This window comes from Ensifer sesbaniae, assembly GCF_013283665.1.
Taxonomy (GTDB): Bacteria; Pseudomonadota; Alphaproteobacteria; order Rhizobiales; family Rhizobiaceae; genus Ensifer; species Ensifer sesbaniae.
Window position 1 is genome coordinate 1,727,960 of the sequence record NZ_JABEKU010000002.1, and the last position, 13,422, is coordinate 1,741,381.

The 13,422-nt window shown below is 62.2% G+C and carries 14 protein-coding genes; 9 read left to right on the forward strand and 5 right to left on the reverse strand.

Annotated elements, in window-relative coordinates; all coding sequences use genetic code 11:
* Window positions 1–41 precede the first annotated feature (41 nt).
* Both BHMPCIPO_RS25805 and BHMPCIPO_RS25810 read left to right on the forward strand, forming a co-directional pair.
* On the forward strand, window positions 42–1,553 hold the full coding sequence (locus tag BHMPCIPO_RS25805; RefSeq protein ID WP_173519579.1) for a UbiD family decarboxylase: 1,512 nt from the start codon (window positions 42–44) through the stop codon (window positions 1,551–1,553).
* Window positions 1,550–2,134, forward strand: coding sequence for a UbiX family flavin prenyltransferase (locus tag BHMPCIPO_RS25810; RefSeq protein WP_173519580.1), 585 nt, complete (start codon window positions 1,550–1,552; stop codon window positions 2,132–2,134). Before BHMPCIPO_RS25805 ends, BHMPCIPO_RS25810 begins: the two co-directional genes overlap by 4 nt.
* Here the strand turns inward: BHMPCIPO_RS25810 and BHMPCIPO_RS25815 are convergent.
* The 4 genes from BHMPCIPO_RS25815 to BHMPCIPO_RS25830 form a co-directional block, all read right to left on the reverse strand.
* Window positions 2,131–2,823, reverse strand: coding sequence for an NnrU family protein (locus tag BHMPCIPO_RS25815; protein ID WP_173519581.1), 693 nt, complete (start codon window positions 2,821–2,823; stop codon window positions 2,131–2,133). The two genes, BHMPCIPO_RS25810 and BHMPCIPO_RS25815, sit on opposite strands and share 4 nt — an antisense overlap.
* Window positions 2,824–2,833: 10 nt before the next feature.
* Entirely contained in the window at window positions 2,834–3,262 is a 429-nt protein-coding gene (locus tag BHMPCIPO_RS25820; protein WP_173519582.1) for a hemerythrin domain-containing protein, read from the reverse strand.
* A gap of 247 nt (window positions 3,263–3,509) precedes the next feature.
* Window positions 3,510–4,193: a DUF1326 domain-containing protein gene (locus BHMPCIPO_RS25825; protein WP_173519583.1), complete on the reverse strand. Its 684-nt coding sequence runs from the start codon at window positions 4,191–4,193 to the stop codon at window positions 3,510–3,512.
* 290 nt (window positions 4,194–4,483) lie between these two features.
* On the reverse strand, window positions 4,484–4,639 hold the full coding sequence (locus BHMPCIPO_RS25830) for a hypothetical protein (RefSeq protein WP_089044838.1): 156 nt from the start codon (window positions 4,637–4,639) through the stop codon (window positions 4,484–4,486).
* 183 nt (window positions 4,640–4,822) lie between these two features.
* On the opposite strand from BHMPCIPO_RS25830, the gene BHMPCIPO_RS25835 reads away from it, so the two are divergent.
* The 6 genes from BHMPCIPO_RS25835 (at window position 4,823) to BHMPCIPO_RS25860 (ending at window position 10,430) form a co-directional block, all read left to right on the forward strand.
* The gene (locus BHMPCIPO_RS25835) at window positions 4,823–5,380 is read left to right on the forward strand and encodes a cytochrome c oxidase subunit 3 (protein WP_173519584.1); all 558 of its coding nucleotides are present in this window, start codon (window positions 4,823–4,825) and stop codon (window positions 5,378–5,380) included.
* 5 nt (window positions 5,381–5,385) lie between these two features.
* Complete coding sequence (locus BHMPCIPO_RS25840) at window positions 5,386–5,664, forward strand: cytochrome C oxidase subunit IV family protein (protein WP_173519585.1); 279 nt, start codon at window positions 5,386–5,388, stop codon at window positions 5,662–5,664.
* Window positions 5,665–5,819: 155 nt separating this feature from the next.
* Window positions 5,820–6,272, forward strand: a complete 453-nt coding sequence (locus BHMPCIPO_RS25845) for a c-type cytochrome (protein ID WP_173519586.1) — start codon at window positions 5,820–5,822, stop codon at window positions 6,270–6,272.
* 24 nt (window positions 6,273–6,296) lie between these two features.
* Window positions 6,297–7,643, forward strand: coding sequence for a nitric-oxide reductase large subunit (locus tag BHMPCIPO_RS25850; RefSeq protein ID WP_173519587.1), 1,347 nt, complete (start codon window positions 6,297–6,299; stop codon window positions 7,641–7,643).
* 64 nt (window positions 7,644–7,707) lie between these two features.
* Window positions 7,708–8,520 carry a CbbQ/NirQ/NorQ/GpvN family protein gene (locus BHMPCIPO_RS25855; protein WP_173519588.1) on the forward strand — a complete coding sequence of 271 codons (813 nt, stop codon included), beginning with the start codon at window positions 7,708–7,710 and terminating at the stop codon, window positions 8,518–8,520.
* Between the two features lie 8 nt (window positions 8,521–8,528).
* Window positions 8,529–10,430, forward strand: a complete 1,902-nt coding sequence (locus BHMPCIPO_RS25860; protein WP_173519589.1) for a nitric oxide reductase activation protein NorD — start codon at window positions 8,529–8,531, stop codon at window positions 10,428–10,430.
* Between the two features lie 993 nt (window positions 10,431–11,423).
* Here the strand turns inward: BHMPCIPO_RS25860 and hemN are convergent.
* Window positions 11,424–12,776: an oxygen-independent coproporphyrinogen III oxidase gene (gene hemN / locus BHMPCIPO_RS25865; protein ID WP_173519590.1), complete on the reverse strand. Its 1,353-nt coding sequence runs from the start codon at window positions 12,774–12,776 to the stop codon at window positions 11,424–11,426.
* A 222-nt stretch (window positions 12,777–12,998) separates the two neighbouring features.
* On the opposite strand from hemN, the gene BHMPCIPO_RS25870 reads away from it, so the two are divergent.
* Window positions 12,999–13,277, forward strand: a complete 279-nt coding sequence (locus BHMPCIPO_RS25870) for a DUF2249 domain-containing protein (RefSeq protein WP_376741699.1) — start codon at window positions 12,999–13,001, stop codon at window positions 13,275–13,277.
* The last annotated feature ends 145 nt before the right edge of the window (window positions 13,278–13,422 follow it).

Consider the following 13,422-nt stretch of genomic DNA (forward strand, 5'->3'; position numbering starts at 1 on the left):
ACATCAAAGACAAGGGCCATTCGCCGCCACAAACAGGCTCCATGAACAGGACCTTTCGCCCATCTCAGGGCTTCGCAACGCTTCGGGATTTTGTCGATACGCTTGAGCGTGAAGGCGACCTGAAGCGCATCTCGCGACCCGTTTCGCTGGTGCACGAGGTGACCGAGATCCACCGCCGCGTGCTCGCGGCCGACGGGCCCGCGCTTCTTTTCGAGCAACCGGTCGATGCCTCTGGTGCCGTGCAGCCGATCCCGCTTCTTGCTAATCTTTTTGGGTCGGAACGCCGGATCGAACGTGGTTTCGGCCTGATGCCGGGAGGACTCGATACGCTGGCCGGCGCCTTGGCGGAACTGCGCGATCCACGAGCGCCGCAATCGCTGCGCGATGCCTGGGACAGGCTGCCGCTGCTGAGATCGGCGATGTATATGCGGCCGCGAAAAGTGGCGCGTGCGCTTTGCCAGGAAATCGTGTGGCGCGGTCGGGAAATCGACCTCGGCCGCCTGCCGGTTCAATGGTGCTGGCCCGGCGAGCCGGCGCCGCTCATCACCTGGCCGCTGGTGATCACGCGTGCGCCGGATGACCCGCTGGATGTCAATGTCGGCATCTACCGCATGCAGGTGCTAGGCCCTGATCGCGTGATCATGCGCTGGCTCGCCCACCGCGGCGGCGCTCGCCACCATCGCCTGTGGCAACGCTTGGGTCAGGACATGCCGATCGCGGTCGTCATCGGCGCTGACCCGGCGACGATCCTTGCCGCCGTCATGCCGCTGCCGGACGGATTGAGCGAACTGAATTTCTCGGGATTGCTCAGGAGGGGCAGGACGCCGCTCGTCACGGCGAAGACCGTGCCTCTTTTGGTGCCAGCCAATGCCGAGATCGTGCTGGAGGGCACCGTTTCGGCAGTCGAAACGGCGCAGGAGGGCCCCTATGGCGACCACACCGGCTATTACAATTCAATCGAGCCATTCCCGGTCATGCGCCTGTCGGCAATCACCATGCGCCGCAACCCGCTCTATCTCTCGACCTATACCGGCCGGCCACCGGACGAGCCTTCGCGGCTCGGTGAAGCGATGAACAGGCTGTTCGTACCGCTGGTCCGCAAACAGTTTCCGGAGATATCCGATCTCTGGCTGCCGCCCGAAGCCTGCTCCTACCGGGCGATGGTCGTTTCGATCGACAAGCGCTATCCGGGGCAGGCCAGGCGCGTGATGATGGGGCTTTGGTCGATGCTGCCGCAATTCAGCTACACCAAGCTGATCATCGCCGTCGACCCGGATATCGACGTGCGCAACTGGTCCGACGTGATGTGGGCGCTTGCGACACGGTTCGATGCCAGCCGCGACGTAACGGTGATCGAGGGCACTCCGATCGACTATCTCGACTTCGCCTCGCCGCGCTCGGGTCTCGGCGGTAAACTCGGGCTCGACGCCACCAACAAGATCGGTAGCGAAACCGATCGTGAATGGGGGCGTGTTCTGGATATGTCGCCGGGGATCGTCAGTCAGGTCGATGCGATCTGGGCGGATCTCGGGCTTGGAGGCCTGACGCGATGAACAGGATGAAGATCGTACTCGGCGTGACCGGCGCCTCCGGCGCTGCGATCGCCGTGCGTATCGCCGAGCGGCTCAGCGAAATCGAAGATGCCGAACTGCATCTCATCCTGTCGCCCGCGGCGCACCGCACGCTCGCGCACGAGGTCGGCGCGGAAGCGCTTCCGTCCTTGTTACGTAAGGCCGCGCGAACCTATGACCACGCAGACATCGGCGCGGCGATTGCTAGCGGGTCGTTTTCGACGGCAGGCATGATCGTCGCGCCATGCTCCATGCGCACGCTTGCGGCGATCGCCAGTGGCATGGCCGACAATCTCGTGGTTCGTGCGGCCGACGTGCATTTGAAGGAGCGGCGCAGGCTGATACTGATGGCGCGCGAGACGCCGCTGCATCTCGGCCATATGCGCAACATGTGCGCCATCACCGAAATGGGGGCGATCGTCATGCCGCCGGTGCCGGCCTTCTACCATCGCCCCGAAACCGTTGAAGCCATCGTCGACCATCTGGCGGCTCGCGCGATCGATCTCCTGGCGTTGCCGATCACGCCATTGGCAAAGGCCTGGCAAGGAGAAGACCAAGGCTAGTCGAAGGCGAATGCCTGGAGCAGGGGGTCGGCTCCGAAGAGGACATCGTGCCCGCCGAGCAGCAGCCAGACGGCAATCGCGACGGTCGCAAAGGCGGCGATGATCATGACGGGGTCGGCGCGCAAACGGGTTTTGCCCCGGATGATCGCTGCAAAGGGCCAGACCGATGTTCCCTTCGAGGCAGCTCGCCAGCCGGCACCGAGGCGCCGGCGGGCGCGCCTTTCGAGCATGAAGAAACCGCCGACGGAAAAGAGCGCGAAGCCGCCGAAGAGCACGAGCGAGCGCAGGTCGCCATTCGGTACGATATGGCCGGCGGCCCAGAGCAGGAAGCCCCACAGCACCGGATGGCGGGTGATCGTCAGGATGGCACCGGGCCGTTCGTTTCCCTGGTAGATCGAAATCGACAGCGCGTTCTCGCTGAAGAGGCCGGCCAGCACGAGAAAGATCCCCAGCGGCGCCAGAACGAAGGTCACCCAGGCCTGCCAGGCGGTCGGTTCCCAGAGTGGGATGAAATCGAGCTGCAGCGCCGCGTGAAAGACGAAGCCGAGGGCGAGCACGGAGAGCAGCGAATAGACCGCGAAATAGGTCGAGCGGCCGAGCCGGTCGATCAGGCCCTGGCGAAGCGCCGGCCAGGCCGGCACGAGATGGAGCAGGAGGAAGACGGCGAAGGCGAGGAGAAAATAGGTCATGTCGATCGACTCACGCGTGGCGCCATAGAAGCAGGCGCTCCGTTGCTACATGGCGGCGAACGGTTTCGAAAAACCCCCGTAACATATAGCCGATCGCGTCCCAATTGACCGATGCCCTGTTGTCGAGAACTGCTCTCAGCACGCGCACCAGTTCGATGGCGGCCCGATCGTCCTGGTCATGCTCGGCGCGCAGCCGCGCGATCAAGGCGTCGCGATCTTCGCCAGCCCGCTGGTCTTCGACTGCGGGAAACAGGATCATTTCCTCCAGCGCATGGACCCGCCTGAGCTTTTCCGGCAGTTCCGTCATGATCATGCGGCAACTCGCGGCGTCGATACGATGCGGGATCGAATCGGCGAGCGATTCGAGCCGGTCGCATAGGTCGAGAAGTCCGCGGTAAGCCTGTCCCAGCTCCTGTTGTCCCGAAAATCGCTGCTGCATAGAACCTGCTCCATTAGGTATTGATGCCTCAACTACACCCACTGAAGGCGGCCATCTTTGACATTTCTCAAAGTCTGCGGCGCGACCCTTCGCCGCTCGGGACTACAGCGCTCCGCGCCCTGCAAGACGCGCAAAGGTCGCCGTAGAGTTTTGAAATTGCTGCATGTCCCGGCCTCCATTGATCGGCTGCGATCAATGGACCCCCGCGGTCGGTCGTGAGCGCATGACGATTGCCGGATTTATCGCATCACGAACGCGGGTCCATGCGCTCGAGCCATGCGGTGAGCCTCGATCGCTCGCGGACCAAACCATCCTGATTGAAGTGGTGGACACAAAAATGCGCCCACGAATTTTCGTAGGCCATCTCCATATCCCCGGTGACCGAGGTCGTACCCAGCCCGATTTCTGCGTAGGTAAATTCGAAACTGCCGCTCGGACGCGCCATCGCAATGTGGAACGGCTGGCCGGTAAACTCGTTGATCTTCGGCCTGCCGCGGCTCACCATGACGCCGGGTATCTCTACCCTGGCGGTTCTGAGCTCCAAGTCCGCCTCAAGCTGAATCGACAGGAACAATGTCTTGCAAAATTCGGAGCATGTGGACGCGAATACGGAGAAGAGATTGCTCAAGGGTTCGCCGGCGTCGCCGGAGATGATCGCTTCAAGCGCGATCCGTTGAGCTTGGTTTGCGCGCTCGTCGATAACGATCTGGCGCCGGCCATTTCCGTCCTTGATTTCTCCGGGCCACTTGTAGATTGCCGCCCAGTTCAGGCCCGCGATCGGCGTATCACCGTAGTAGCCCTCTACCAGGTTGCCGACGAAGGCCGACTGACAGTAGCCGTGTGTGCTCGGCAGGTTGAACTGGCAGCCGCAATTCATAGCGCAATTGCAGTTGTCGTAGGTCTCGCTTTTGAATAGCCATTGGTCGATCATCCCTCCAATCCTCCCCTTGAACGGTCGCATTTGTAAGAGGGTATTTCTTCCGCTCAGCGCCTCGAAGCGGTGATCGTCCTCTCGAGGAGGCAAGCCCTGACCGACTTTGTCTGCGGCGCGAATGGTAGTATCGCCCCGCGCCTGCTTCGCTCACGGGACCCGCTCCTGTTTGGATGCGGAAGAAGCGAATTTTAGCAGTGTCGAAAGGTCGCTTCAATCGGCACCGCCCGCCACGAAGGGAGGTTGCTCCACCGGTCTCCGACATCCGTTGGCGTGGGCGACGCTGCCGCTCAGCGGTCGAGAAAGAGAACGATGGCGATCGCGACGGAGGAGAGGATCGCCGACAGCGTCGCGCCGCGCTGCAGCACGCCCATGCGATAGAGCACGAGGGCGAAGACGATGATGATGGGGGTGGCGACGGAAAGGCCGATCTGTGCGTCTGTCATCGGAGGGCTCCTTTGTCACCGCCAATAGCCCCGCACCCTGCCGCCTTCTTTGCTCAATCGCAAAGACAGGGTGTGCGCCCGCGCCTAGCTCAAGCCTCGAGTTTTTGAGGCGGGATGAAAAACGTGTGCTGTTTTCCGGCCGCTTCCCGCTCCAACCCATTGAGACCTGACGGAGGCGCTGACATGGATGCCCGCAGTTATCCGATTGCCGCAGCGGCGGAAGAGGACACCACGGACACCCTGCTGCTCTGGGTGCTCGTCTGGAGCGAACTTGCTGCCTTCGGCATCCTGCTCGTCGGCTTTCTGGTTGTCGGCCTCATCCAGCCGGACGCATTTGCGGTCGCTCGTTCGCATCTCGATCCGCTGCTTGCCGGTATCAACACGCTCGTTCTCCTGACCAGCGGCTGGCAGGCGGCCCTGGCGACAAGGCCTCGGGCCTCGCTCGGGCAGCGTCGGCGGGCGCTGGTGAATGCCGCGCTCTTCGGCTTTGCCTTCGTCGCGATCAAGCTCTTCGAATACAGCGCGGAAGCCGGTGTCGCCGGAGATCCCGCATTCGGCTCCTTCTTCGAACTCTATTTCCTCGTTACCGGCTTTCACCTGCTGCACGTGGTCTTCGGCGCCCTCGTGCTGCTCATCGTCGCCTGGCGGCCGGCTCCCGGCAATGTCGCGCTCATCACTACGCTCTGGCACGTGATCGATCTCGTCTGGATCGTGATGTTTCCGCTCGTCTATCTCGTGTAAGTTCCATGACCGACCGCAATCCAAAACAATTGTTCAACACCTGGCTCGTGCTCGCCGCGATCGTGATCTCGAGCATGGCGCTGATGGCGGTTGCCGGGCCGACGGTGATCGTCATCGCCGTCCTGCTCGGGCTCGCCATCGTCAAGAGCCGGGTCGTCGCGCTCGATTTCATGGGGCTCAGCCATGCGCCGTCTGCTCTCCGTCTCGGTCTTCTGATCTGGCCCGCAGCACTGGTCCTGCTCGCTGCGGCGAAGCTGGTGCTGAGCGCCGTTCTCCTCACCTGAGGTCACCCGCCGACTTGTTTGCCGAAACGCAAAGAAGCCGCTGCCGATTTCCCTAGACATGGGGTCGCCCCGATTGTTGCCGACGCCACACGGGGAGGGGATCAGATCAGCCGGCCGCGCGCTTTGCGGCCATCTGAAATCGAAAGGACCACGTGATGGCAGAACGCCTCACCAAAACCGGGGCCCGTAACGTCTTTTACGGCGGGTCCTTCTTTTTCTTCGCAATCTTCGTCGGGCTGACTGCCCACAGCCACTACTACATGCGGACGACCTCGACGGACGAAACGACGCTGACCGACTCGGTCGCGCGCGGCAAACACGTCTGGGAAAAGAACTCCTGTATCAACTGCCACACATTGCTGGGCGAGGGCGCCTATTTCGCACCCGAGCTGGGCAATGTCTGGAAGCGCTTCGGCGGCGAGGCCGATCCGGACGGCGCCCGCGAAACGCTGAAGGCGTGGATGGCCGCCCAGCCGACCGGCATCGAAGGGCGGCGGCAGATGCCGCAGTTCAACCTCAGCGAACAGGAACTCAACGACCTCGCCGACTTCCTGGAATGGACGAGCCGCATCAAGACCCAGAGTTGGCCGCCGAACGAGGCCGGCTAAATAGAGCAATTGGAGTGTGACGCCATGAAATACCAAACCCAGAAGGTCGCGATGCTCTATTTCTATGGAGCGCTCGGCCTCTTCCTCGCCCAGGTGCTGTTCGGCGTGCTTGCCGGCACCATCTACGTCCTGCCCAACACGCTCTCCGAGCTCCTGCCCTTCAACATCGTGCGCATGGTCCATACCAACGCACTGATCGTCTGGCTGCTCATGGGCTTCATGGGTGCTACCTATTACCTGCTGCCCGAAGAAGCGGAAACCGAACTCTACAGCACGAAGATCGCCATCGCGCAGTTCTGGATCTTCCTGATCGCCGCGGCCGTCGCCGTCGTCGGCTATCTCATGCATATCCACGAGGGTCGCGAATTCCTCGAACAGCCCTTCGCGATCAAGGTCGGCATCGTCATCGTCGCGCTGATGTTCCTCTACAACATCACGCTGACGGTGCTGAAAGGCCGCAAGACCACGGTTACCAACATCCTGATCTTCGGGCTTTGGGGTGTCGCGATCTTCTTCCTCTTCGCCTTCTACAACCCGATCAACCTCGCGCTCGATAAGATGTACTGGTGGTACGTCGTCCACCTCTGGGTCGAAGGCGTCTGGGAACTGATCATGGCATCGGTGCTCGCCTTCCTGATGATCAAGCTCAACGGAATCGACCGCGAAGTCGTCGAAAAGTGGCTCTATGTCATCGTCGGCCTGGCGCTCTTCTCCGGCATTCTCGGCACGGGCCACCATTACTACTGGATCGGTGCGCCGGGTTACTGGCAGTGGATCGGTTCGTTGTTCTCGACGCTGGAAGTCGCACCCTTCTTCACCATGGTGATCTTCACCTTCGTGATGACCTGGAAGGCCGGCCGCAAGCATCCGAACCGTGCCGCCCTCCTCTGGTCGATCGGCTGCTCGGTCATGGCCTTCTTCGGTGCCGGCGTCTGGGGTTTCCTGCACACGCTGTCTTCGGTCAACTACTACACCCACGGTACCCAGGTGACCGCGGCCCACGGACACCTCGCCTTCTTCGGCGCCTATGTGATGCTGAACCTCGCAGTCATGGCCTATGCCATCCCGGAGATCCGCGGCCGCGCCCCCTATAACCAGTGGCTGTCGATCACAAGCTTCTGGATCATGTGCACCGCCATGTCGGTCATGACCTTCGCGCTCACCTTCGCCGGCGTTCTCCAGGCGCACCTGCAGCGCGTGCTCGGCGAAAGCTACATGGACGTTCAGGATCAGCTTGCGCTGTTCTACTGGATCCGCCTCGGCTCCGGTGCCGTCGTCCTGATCTCGGCGCTGATGTTCATCTGGGCGGTTCTCGTGCCCGGCCGGGAGCGCAGCGAGAAACTCAGCGGCGTCGTCCAGCCCGCCGAATGACCCATCAGCCGGCGCGGTTCCCCGCGCCGGCACCCCCCAAGAATTTTCAGCATGGAGACCTGCCATGAGCCCTGTCCAAACCGCCATCAGTCGCGCGGCGCTCGATATCCCCGCCTATAGTCCCGCCGGCAATGAATGCACGCTGTTCGAAAGCGCCTGGGTGCGGCAGTTGCCGCTGCTCCTCAAGGGACCGACCGGTTGCGGCAAGACTCGCTTCGTCAGCCACATGGCAGCGAAGCTCGGCCTGCCGCTTTCGACCGTGTCCTGCCATGACGATCTTGCCGCCGCTGACCTCACTGGTCGCTATCTGCTGAAGGGTGGCGACACCGTCTGGGTCGACGGCCCCCTGACCCGCGCCGTGCGCGACGGCGGCGTTTGCTATCTCGACGAGATCGTCGAGGCTCGCAAGGATGTCGCCGTCGTCCTGCATCCGCTGACCGACGATCGCCGCATGTTGCCGCTCGAACGCACCGGCGAACTGCTCGAAGCCCCCTCGAGCTTCATGCTGATCGTCTCCTACAATCCCGGCTACCAGAACCTGCTGAAGAGCCTTAAGCCCAGCACCAGGCAGCGCTTCGTGGCGATCGAATTCGATTTCCTGCCGAAGAACCAGGAGATCGCGGTCGTTTCCCAGGAAAGTGGATTGCTGGAAAGCCAGGTGGCGCCGCTCGTCAATCTCGCGCATCGGCTGCGCGCCCTCAAGGGGCATGACCTGGAAGAAGGCGTGTCGACCCGGCTGCTCGTCTACTGCGCCTCGCTGATCGATGCCGGCATGCCGGTCAAGGACGCGGTGCGGGCCGCGATGATCGAGCCGCTCACCGATGAGCCGGATGTGCGCGCAGCACTTCTCGAAGTAGCCGGCTCCCTGATCGCCTGAGGTGAGCCATGCTTGATTTCCTCGAGCTCGAAGAAACCGTCGGGCGGGCATGGCACCGTTTCGTCGGCAACACCAGAACGTGGCGGCGCTATCCGGAAGAAGCGATGAAGCTCACCGACATGATGCCGGTGCTCGGCGTGTCCTTTCGCGGACATGGCGGCGAGGCGGCGGTGCAGATTGTGCCGGCCCGTGGTCGAACCTCTACCCATCGATTGCGGTGGCGGCAGCGCATGGGGCTCGGCGAAGAGAAGCTCGTGCAGCCGGCGCGCGACCACGCGTCGCTGATGCTGCCTGGCGAGATCGATATCTTTCCGACGAAGGACCTCAACCGGGATCTCTATCACTGGCTGGTTGCCTTCATGGCAACGATGCCGGTCGACCCCGTCAGTGAAACCGATCCGCTCCGCCGCGACCTGGCGCTCGTGTCGCGCGCCCAGGAGACTGTCGAGGAGGTGTTCCAGCGGTTTCCGGGACTTCGGCGGCGCTATCGGCGCCTGGCGGAAGCGACGCTTGCCGAGCGGCAGCGGGGCGCGTTGCCGGCGACCGAACAACATCTCGAAAACCATATCCTGCGCCTCCTGCGCAAGGCTGCGGGTCAGGCGGATGCGACGCTGCCGGTGATTTTCCCGCATCGCGCGCCGCCCGGCTATTTGCCGATGCTGCCGATGCCGCTCTGGCCGGACACGCTGGGTCGGGCGGAAACCACGACCACGCGCGACGAGGATGTCGCCGCGACGCCGGGTACTCAGGCCGCGGTTACCGAAGTCGAACGCCATGTCGCCGTTCGCGAAAACCCGGAAAACCGCAAGGGCGAGCGTAGCCCCTTCATTCTTAACCGCTTCGAGAAGATCCTGGCCATGGCCGAGATGGTCAATGTCGACCGCCCCGGCGATGACAGCGACGACCACGACAGCAAGGCTGCCCAGGAACTCGACGACATGACGCTCGGCGAGCGCAAGGGGCGGCCCTCGGCGCGCTTCCGCTTCGATCTCGACCTGCCGCCGGAAGCGGTCGATCCGACGCCGCTGATGGCCGAGCTCACCTATCCCGAATGGAACTACCGGACAGGCCAATATCTCAAAGACCATTGCCGCGTGCTGGCGATGGCGGCCTCCGGCCACGAAGAGCGCCCTGAACTCACGGATGAAAGCAAGAGCCTGATACGCCGCGTGCGACGCCAGTTCGAAGTGCTGCGTCCGCGGCATGAGATGCTGCGCGCCCAGCTGGACGGCGCCGATCTCGATCTCGACGCGGTCGTGCGTGCCTGCACCGAACTCGCCGCCGGCGGCCAGGGTAGCGATCGCATCCACTTGATGAGTCGGCCGCAGATGCACGATCTGGCGGTGACGATCCTCGTCGACGTGTCGCTGTCGACTGACTCCTGGTCCGACAACCGGCGGGTGCTCGACGTGGAGAAAGACGCCCTGCTCATCCTGGCGCACGGGCTTTCCGCTTGCGGTGACAACCACTCGATCCTGACCTTCACGTCGCGACGGCGCGACTGGGTGCGGGTCGAAACGGTCAAAGCCTTCAACGAGGCGATGGGACCGCTGGTCGAGGCGCGCATTGCCGCGCTGAAGCCCGGCTATTACACCCGCATCGGTGCGGCCATCCGCCATGCCTCGGCCGAGCTGCGGCGGCAACCGAACCGCAAGAAGCTTCTCCTGGTACTGACCGACGGCAAGCCCAACGACATCGACCATTATGAGGGACGCTTCGCGCTTGAAGACAGCCGCCGCGCGGTCACGGAGGCGCGTCGGAGCGGCATCAACACCTTCGCCGTCACGGTCGACCGCGAGGCGAAGTCCTATGTGCCCGCCATGTTCGGCCAGAACGGCTACGCCGTGGTCGGCAACATCTCCCGCCTGCCGGCGGCATTGCCGGGGATCTATCGCAATCTGGTGGGGTGAGGCGGACCCGGTCAGGAAACAAAAGGCCCGGCAACCGCCCCAGCCACTAACGTAAATGGCTTCTACTCGCCGGACATGGTCGAGAAGTGCCTGGTGATCTTCCGCACCTACTTCAACTTCATCGCCAAGGGCAAGGACCGCAACACCCCAGCCATGTGTCTGGGCTTGGCCAAGGGCGCGATCCGCTTCGAAGACGTCCTGTACTTCGAATAATCGCCCAGCTCGAGAAATTGCGGGATCGGCACTGCCTAACCAGTCTAAAGGCAAATTCCGCCATACTCGGCTTTCAGGTTAGACACTGAACCACCGTCAGCCTCCCAGAAAATCCGCCAACTCAGCCTGCAAGGTAACCCCGCCTTTTCAAACACGGCTCGTCGACCTGCAGAATCGACCGTGAAGCCTTCCTTTTCCAGGGACGTCACAAGCTCTGTTTCAGTGGTTGCCCCCGAGAACTTGACGGTAACTCTTCTTTGAAACTCCCTCTCACCGTCGGAAAATCTACTAGGTAGCCCCCTTGCGATCTCTGGTAGCAATGGAAGAGGTGGGAACAAAATCAGGTATCCACCTCCAACTACGATGATCGACGATATGACACCAATCAGAAGGATTATTCGAAGCATCGGCATCGCTCGCAATCGTGCTCTCCCCCTCGCGAGCAACGACGATAAACACTGAGCGTAGTTTTTCAACAGTATCGGCCGTCAGCGGTCATGGCTAAGAAATGTGGAACCGTACAATTTTAGCGATTCCACATTTACGTTAGTGGCTGGGGAAACCGTCGGGCCCTTGCTACTTGCACATGACTGTGTGACGAGAGAGGCGTACCCTCTCCGTCATCCTCGCCATTGTGGCGGTGATGTGCGACCCGACGGCCGTCGGGTCGAAAGACTCTTCAGCCCAAGGACTTGGGCTGACTGGACTCCTGTGACAAGCACAGGAGTGAGGGAGGTCTTGGATGGCGCCAGGGCTCTTTGGGCCTATCCGATTATGCCTTCACGCCGCCTTGCTGTGCACTCGCTGAGACTCATCGATATAGGCATCGAAGGCCGCCGCCACCGCGCGGATGACGAAGCGGTGCTCGGGCCTGACCGTGATGACGCCATCAGCGATATCGATCACACCGTCCTGTTGCAGTTCAGTCAATTTGCCGTTGCCTTCGATGAGCGACTGCCAGTCCCGGCCGTGCGTCGCGGCGATTGCGGAAATATCCGCGCTGAAATCGCACATCAACCGTTCAATGATCACGGCACGCAGCCTGTCCTCGTCGGTCAGCCGGTAACCCTTCGTGGTCGCGAGCCGGCCCGAGGCGATGCGGCTTGCGTAAACACCCGGCGGTACCTCGTTCTGGACATAACCGTCGCGCGAGCGGCCGATTGCCGAGGCGCCGAAACCGATCAGCGTCTCGCAATTGTCGGTCGTATAGCCCTGGAAGTTGCGGCGAAGCCGTCCGGCTGCCTGGGCGGTGACGAGATCGTCATCAGGCAAGGCAAAATGATCGAGGCCGATCTGCCGGTAGCCGGCCTTGACGAGCGCCTCACTGATCGCCATCGCCTGTTCGGCGCGGGCGCTACTGTCCGGCAGTGCCTTCTCGTCGATCATGCGCTGGTGTTTCTTAAAGCTTGGCACATGGGCGTAGCCGAAGACGGCGAACCGTTCCGGATACATCGCCACGGCCGCTTCGACCGTCTCGATGCAGGAGCGAATTGTCTGATGCGGCAGGCCGTAGATCAGGTCGAAATTGATCCCGCCAATGCCCGCCCCACGCAGATGATCGACGGCCTCGGCCGTCTGCTTCTCGCTCTGAATGCGATTGATCGCCTTCTGCACGACGGGATCGAAGCTCTGCACGCCGAGGCTTGCGCGCCGCACGCCACCTTCGCCGAGCGCCTCGGCCATGGCGAGCGTCAGCCGGCGCGGATCGATCTCGACGGCGACGTTGGTCGACGGAGTGAGAGCGAAGCGTTCGCGCATCAACGTCATCAGCGCCAGGAATTCGTGCGGCTCGATGATCGTCGGCGTACCGCCGCCGAAGTGCACTTCCGCCACCGGCAAGGGGCGTCCGACGGTATCGGCGACCATGCGGATCTCGTCTCGGAGCACGTCGAGATAATCGAGGATCGGATCGTCCTTCTTGGTGATCGTCGTGTGGCAGCCGCAATACCAGCACATCGATCGACAGAAAGGGATGTGCAGATAGAGCGACACGTCCTGCCCGCCGGGGATCGCTTTCAGCCAGTCGCCATAGGTCTGCTCGTCGACAGATGCGGCAAAGCGTGGCGCGGTCGGGTAACTCGTGTAGCGCGGCAGGCGCATTTCACCGTATTTCAGGAGCGCGGAAGCTAACATTTCGTCCTCATCTGGGTGGCGATGGATGCATCTTTCTAGGCTGCGCGGCCCGGCAACTCTTTGCGAAAAGTCAAGGACGGGGGTGGTCTCGGGCAAACCGGGATTTGTTTGCGCTTCGACAAAATGTCGCGGTCCGGCCGTCGTTAGGTTGCGGAAATCCGGGGCGTGCGCGCCGGCGTTTCCCGGATCATCAAGCAACGACGGCGACTAGAGCGGATGACCATGAGCATTGCAGAGACCGACAAGCCCTTCATCGACGTGCGGACGATCCCGCCGGTGGAGCGCCATCCCAAAATCTTCGGCATGTTGAACGCGCTTGCCGAGGGCGGCGCCTTCATCATCATCAACGATCATGATCCGCGTCCGCTGCACTACCAGTTGGAGACGCGTTATCCGGGCGAGTTCACCTGGGAATATCTCGAGCAAGGACCTGATGTCTGGCGTGTCGAAATCGGCCGGCAACAATCCTCCGGCTGCGATTGCTGCTGCGGCGGGCACTGAGCCCCTCGGTGCGCCTCGAGAGCGGGATGAAGAAAAGTCTGTGCGGACTTCCGCGCACATCCCGCTCTAACTTACGAGAATCGATCACGTTTATTGGTTTTTGATCGGCTCGGCCAAAACCCATCGTGATCTAGGGGATGAACCG

Bases quoted from the DNA above. Each gene is read 5' to 3' on its own strand.
- BHMPCIPO_RS25805 (WP_173519579.1), top strand. From the start codon at position 42: ATGAACAGGACCTTTCGCCCATCTCAGGGCTTCGCAACGCTTCGGGAT.
- BHMPCIPO_RS25810 (WP_173519580.1), top strand. From the start codon at position 1,550: ATGAACAGGATGAAGATCGTACTCGGCGTGACCGGCGCCTCCGGCGCT.
- BHMPCIPO_RS25815 (WP_173519581.1), bottom strand. From the start codon at position 2,823: ATGACCTATTTTCTCCTCGCCTTCGCCGTCTTCCTCCTGCTCCATCTC.
- BHMPCIPO_RS25820 (WP_173519582.1), bottom strand. From the start codon at position 3,262: ATGCAGCAGCGATTTTCGGGACAACAGGAGCTGGGACAGGCTTACCGC.
- BHMPCIPO_RS25825 (WP_173519583.1), bottom strand. From the start codon at position 4,193: ATGATCGACCAATGGCTATTCAAAAGCGAGACCTACGACAACTGCAAT.
- BHMPCIPO_RS25830 (WP_089044838.1), bottom strand. From the start codon at position 4,639: ATGACAGACGCACAGATCGGCCTTTCCGTCGCCACCCCCATCATCATC.
- BHMPCIPO_RS25835 (WP_173519584.1), top strand. From the start codon at position 4,823: ATGGATGCCCGCAGTTATCCGATTGCCGCAGCGGCGGAAGAGGACACC.
- BHMPCIPO_RS25840 (WP_173519585.1), top strand. From the start codon at position 5,386: ATGACCGACCGCAATCCAAAACAATTGTTCAACACCTGGCTCGTGCTC.
- BHMPCIPO_RS25845 (WP_173519586.1), top strand. From the start codon at position 5,820: ATGGCAGAACGCCTCACCAAAACCGGGGCCCGTAACGTCTTTTACGGC.
- BHMPCIPO_RS25850 (WP_173519587.1), top strand. From the start codon at position 6,297: ATGAAATACCAAACCCAGAAGGTCGCGATGCTCTATTTCTATGGAGCG.
- BHMPCIPO_RS25855 (WP_173519588.1), top strand. From the start codon at position 7,708: ATGAGCCCTGTCCAAACCGCCATCAGTCGCGCGGCGCTCGATATCCCC.
- BHMPCIPO_RS25860 (WP_173519589.1), top strand. From the start codon at position 8,529: ATGCTTGATTTCCTCGAGCTCGAAGAAACCGTCGGGCGGGCATGGCAC.
- hemN (WP_173519590.1), bottom strand. From the start codon at position 12,776: ATGTTAGCTTCCGCGCTCCTGAAATACGGTGAAATGCGCCTGCCGCGC.
- BHMPCIPO_RS25870 (WP_376741699.1), top strand. From the start codon at position 12,999: ATGAGCATTGCAGAGACCGACAAGCCCTTCATCGACGTGCGGACGATC.